4 protein-coding genes are annotated in these 4,793 nt (G+C 47.1%); 2 read left to right on the top strand and 2 right to left on the bottom strand.

The window, feature by feature from the left end:
* Positions 1–96 precede the first annotated feature (96 nt).
* Both ACRC32_RS22670 and ilvB read left to right on the top strand, forming a co-directional pair.
* The gene (locus tag ACRC32_RS22670) at positions 97–1,353 is read left to right on the top strand and encodes an MFS transporter (protein ID WP_438556099.1); all 1,257 of its coding nucleotides are present in this window, start codon (positions 97–99) and stop codon (positions 1,351–1,353) included.
* 374 nt (positions 1,354–1,727) lie between these two features.
* Positions 1,728–3,581 (top strand): biosynthetic-type acetolactate synthase large subunit, encoded by a 1,854-nt coding sequence (gene ilvB, locus ACRC32_RS22665; protein WP_438556100.1) that lies wholly within the window; start codon positions 1,728–1,730, stop codon positions 3,579–3,581.
* A gap of 64 nt (positions 3,582–3,645) precedes the next feature.
* On the opposite strand, the gene ACRC32_RS22660 is transcribed toward ilvB, so the two are convergent.
* Both ACRC32_RS22660 and ACRC32_RS22655 read right to left on the bottom strand, forming a co-directional pair.
* Positions 3,646–4,248, bottom strand: coding sequence for a hypothetical protein (locus ACRC32_RS22660; RefSeq protein ID WP_438556098.1), 603 nt, complete (start codon positions 4,246–4,248; stop codon positions 3,646–3,648).
* Between the two features lie 158 nt (positions 4,249–4,406).
* Positions 4,407–4,793, bottom strand: a 387-nt coding sequence (locus tag ACRC32_RS22655) for a hypothetical protein (protein WP_438556097.1), incomplete at its 5' end; no start/stop codon positions are given.

The raw sequence follows: 4,793 nt of genomic DNA, 5'->3' as shown, positions 1-4,793 counted from the left end.
TCAACTCTCTTCTCCCCCTCAGCCCCTCAGCTCTTTTATATCCCCTTGTCCTCTTTCCCTCGCTCCTCGCTCCTTGCTCCTCACCCCTGCATCTAAATGTTTCCCACCGAACCGCCTGCTAACACGAATGGGTTTCGCGCCCTGTTACACAACCGAAATTTTATGCTGCTGTGGATCGGGCAACTACTGTCCCAGCTAGCAGATAAAGTTTTTCTCGTCCTGACGATCGCCCTGTTAGAAAACTATCCCCTTGCCGCAGGTATAGAGGATACTAGGCGTTCTGACCTATTTATGGCGTTTACCCTACCAGCGATTCTGTTTGGTTCTGCTGGGGGTATTTTGGTCGATCGCGTCCCAAAAAAGCCGATCATGGTTGGTTCTGATGTGGTACGAGGGCTGTTGACGCTGATGATTCCGCTTCTACCAAGACAATTTCTGATTTTGCTATTGCTGACTTTTGCTATTTCTACGGTGACGCAATTTTTTGCTCCCGCCGAACAAACGGCGATTCCCTTGCTAGTTAAGCGAGAACAGCTCATGTCTGCTAATGCCCTTTTCAGCAGCACGATGATGGGCGCGTTAATTGTTGGTTTTGCTGTGGGGGAACCGTTGTTAAGCTGGGCGAAATCTTCTTTGGGTGATTCAGGACAAGAATTAGTCGTGGGTGGATTATATCTACTATCGGCGGGGATCATGCAGCCGATAAGCTTTCAAGAACGGCAGTCCCATAGAGAAGAACGACAGAAAAAAAATGCTTGGACTGAGTTTAAAGAGAGTTTGGGTTATTTGCGACGCAATCGTTTGGTATTAAATGCCATGTTGCAAATGACAACTTTATATTGTGTATTTGCTGCTTTAACCGTACTAGCAATTCGCCTAGCAGCAGAGTTTGGTTTGAAAGAAAAGCAATTCGGCTTTTTTCTGGCGGCGGCTGGCGTAGGTATGGTATTCGGTGCGGCGATTCTAGGTCATTGGGGCGATCGCTTGCACCACAAGCCTCTACCTTTGTACGGATTTTTGATGATGGCGTTTGTCTTGGGCATATTTACATTTACACACAGTCTATTCCTTGCCTTAGGATTGTCTGTGTTGCTGGGGGTTGGGGCTGGTTTTATCGGCGTACCGATGCAAACCCTAATTCAACAGCAAACTCCACCGGAAATGCACGGTAAGGTATTCGGCTTTCAAAACCACGCGATTAATATTGCCCTCTCCGCACCTCTATTAATTACCGAAAGACTAACCATTGCCTTTGGCTTACGCAGCGTTCTGATTGGGATGAGCGTCGCCGTCACCGCGATCGGGATCTGGGCGTGGCAAAATACTCGTAGAGTTTTGAAAGATGCTATTTAAATAGGGAGCAGGGAGCAGGGAAATAAGTCATGAAAACTTTGAGTGCGATCGCTAAATAAGAAAAGATGTCGATCTGCTGCTAAAGGATGAGGACTCACTCTCTAAAACAGAGTTTATTAGTAAACAGTGAGCGATCGCGCTCTGTCTTCTTACCGACTCCCAACTCCCGCATAGATAAAACTTATCCTATGGTTCAGCGCTTTTTATTTATGTCATGAGATCCTCAACATTAGATCCTAGAGTAAATTTAATAATTAATCAGCAATTTAAAATACAAAATATAAATACAGGTATACCCCTAGTTAACTAAGTACTGCGTGAGGTTTCCCGTGCGAGCATCTCGTACCCACAGTGTTTCCATCAAAAACGGTCATCTGAATTCATCGGCAATTTCTACTACGCCTCTAGTTACGCCCAAACGGGCGACTGGGGCTTATGCTCTGATTGACAGTCTCAAGCGTCACGGAGTCGAACATATTTTTGGCTATCCTGGCGGAGCAATTTTACCAATTTACGATGAGCTATATCGGGCGGAGGCTGCTGGTGGGATTCAACATATTTTAGTCAGACACGAACAAGGCGCAGCTCATGCGGCTGATGGCTATGCCCGTGCTACTGGTAAAGTAGGCGTGTGTTTTGGCACTTCTGGACCTGGGGCAACTAACCTAGTGACAGGAATTGCGACAGCCCATATGGACTCGATTCCGATGGTGATTGTAACGGGACAAGTTTCCCGCGCCGCAATTGGCACGGATGGGTTTCAGGAAACTGATATTTATGGTATTACCCTGCCAATCGTCAAACATTCCTACGTGGTGCGCGATCCCGCCGATATGGCGCGGATTGTGGCGGAAGCTTTCTACATTGCTAGTACGGGTAGACCAGGACCAGTGTTGGTTGACGTGCCGAAAGATGTGGGGCTAGAAGAATTTGACTACGTACCTGTGGAACCAGGAACGGTGAGGTTGGCTGGATATCGCCCTACAGTTAAGGGAAATCCACGCCAAATCGTGCAAGCAGTGCAGTTGATCCGGCAGAGCCAGCGCCCATTACTATATGTGGGAGGAGGTGCGATCGCATCTGGCGCACATGCAGAAGTTCAGCAACTAGCAGAAATGTTCCAAATCCCCGTCACCACAACATTGATGGGCAAAGGAATTTTTGACGAACACAATTCCTTGGCTGTGGGAATGTTGGGAATGCACGGTACGGCATACGCTAACTTTGCCGTGAGCGAGTGCGATTTATTGATTGCTGTCGGGGCAAGATTTGACGATCGCGTGACTGGTAAATTAGACGAGTTTGCTTCCCGCGCTAAAGTCATCCACATCGATATCGATCCGGCGGAAGTTGGCAAAAACCGCGCTCCAGAAGTGCCAATTGTCGGCGACGTGCGGACAGTTTTAGTCGAGTTGCTGCGGCGATGTCAAGAAACAGGGGGATGTCAAAATCCTAACCAAACTCAAGCATGGCGCAAGCGAATCGAGAGTTGGAAAGAAGATTATCCTCTAATCGTGCCACGTCATGCCGATCGCCTTTCACCCCAAGAGGTGATTGTAGAACTGAGCCAGCAAGCACCGAATGCTTACTACACTACCGATGTCGGACAGCATCAAATGTGGTCGGCGCAATTTTTGAAAAATGGTCCCCGCCGCTGGATCTCCAGTGCTGGCTTGGGAACGATGGGCTTTGGAATGCCTGCGGCTATGGGTGCAAAGGTGGCATTGCCAGATGAAGAGGTGATTTGCATCAGCGGTGATGCAAGTTTCCAAATGAATTTACAAGAACTGGGAACCCTTGCACAGTTTGGCATTAATGTCAAGACCGTAATTGTCAATAACGGTTGGCAGGGAATGGTACGTCAGTGGCAACAAGCATTCTATGGAGAGCGTTATTCTTCCTCGAATATGGAACCTTCAATGCCAGATTTCGAGCTGCTGGCTAAAGCCTACGGCATCAAAGGAATGGTAGTTTCTACGCGAGAGGAATTAGCAGATGCGATCGTCCAAATGCTAGCTCACGATGGTCCCGTCTTGATGGACGTGCATGTCAATCGCGAAGAGAACTGCTACCCAATGGTTCCTCCTGGTAAGAGTAACGCTCAAATGGTGGGTTTACCAAAGCAACCTAAAGCTGAAAAAGCTGTAGAGGTCGTCCATTGCAGCAATTGCGGCACACAAAATCTCTCGCGCAATAACTTCTGTCCTGAGTGTGGCACGAAGATTTAAGTTGGTAAGGGGAATGAGTAATGGGTAGTTGCTAGTTGCAATTGCCCATTACCAAAAAGTAATTTCAGCTTGCAATTGGCACATTTTTAAATGCACCTGTATCTGGGATAAACAGATCGATCGCCGTCACACCTTCCGGTATTCTCAACCACACGTAAGCGTCTGATGATGCATTTCTGCGCACAAAGTACAAATTAACGCTGCCTGACGATCGCTTATAGTCTACTGGTTCGTAAGTTTCACTAGTATCGGGATTGCGGGCTTTCGTACCTGCTACATTAATTGCATCGTTAGGACTGACTTCAGATGCGAGACGACGAACGCGCATTTGTACGTTGACCACATCGCGGGTTTTTGCGTCTGGATCTGTGATTCGCTTGACAGATAATAACTCTAATTTCGCTTTATTGCCAATAGCAGATTGGACAAATTGCCCTGGTTGAATACCACTTGCAGTAGCGGGTGTAGTTGCTGCGGTATCCGGTGCAGCAGACGACACTGGTGCTGTTGTCTCCAGTTGAGCGTTTCCTGATGTACCAGTGCTAGCGTTATTGTTAACAGCAGCGATTTTTTCTTGCAGCATAAATACCTGATAGGCAGTGAAGCCACTAAAACCCAATGCCAAAATTGAGAGTATAACAGCTATACCAGATAAAAAATTACTCATAGTCTATCGTTGTCAATCTTTGTGCTAGTGCTGACATAAAATGCGATCGCCCATTATGCCCCACAAGTAGAGTTGTTAGTAGTGCGATCGCAGCTAATAAATATAGTAAAAACCTGGTTTATGCTTCACGACTCCCGACTCCCGACTCCCAACTCCCGCTAATTGTGACTAATCGGCACATTTCTAAACGTTCCCGTCTCTGGGATAAAAAGATCGAGAGTGTTAACCCCCTCTGGTACTTGTAGCCAAACATAAGCATCCGTGTAAGTTTGCGGACGCAGATAAAATAGAAATACTGGATTAGTGGCTCGATTTAGAAAGTCAAAGGCTCTGTAAGTCTCGCTAGTTTCGGGGTTACGGGCTGTAGTGGCGCTGACGGTAATTACATCCTGAAAATTTGGCTGTTTTGCACCTAGCCGCCAAATCCGCATTTTGACATTCACAACATTGCGAGTTGCCAATTCGGGGTTATTCAAGCGTTGTGCTGAAATGACTTGGACTTGCGCTTTATTATCCAAAGCTTTACGAATCAAGCCGTTTGGTTG

This window comes from Chroococcidiopsis sp. (assembly GCF_051657925.1).
Taxonomy (GTDB): Bacteria; Cyanobacteriota; Cyanobacteriia; order Cyanobacteriales; family Chroococcidiopsidaceae; genus Chroococcidiopsis.
The sequence above is the reverse complement of the archived record's forward strand: the minus strand, read 5'-3'. Positions and strand labels throughout refer to the sequence as shown.

Coding starts and splice junctions, on each gene's coding strand:
- ACRC32_RS22660 (WP_438556098.1), bottom strand. CDS start 4,248: ATGAGTAATTTTTTATCTGGTATAGCTGTTATACTCTCAATTTTGGCA.
- ACRC32_RS22670 (WP_438556099.1), top strand. CDS start 97: ATGTTTCCCACCGAACCGCCTGCTAACACGAATGGGTTTCGCGCCCTG.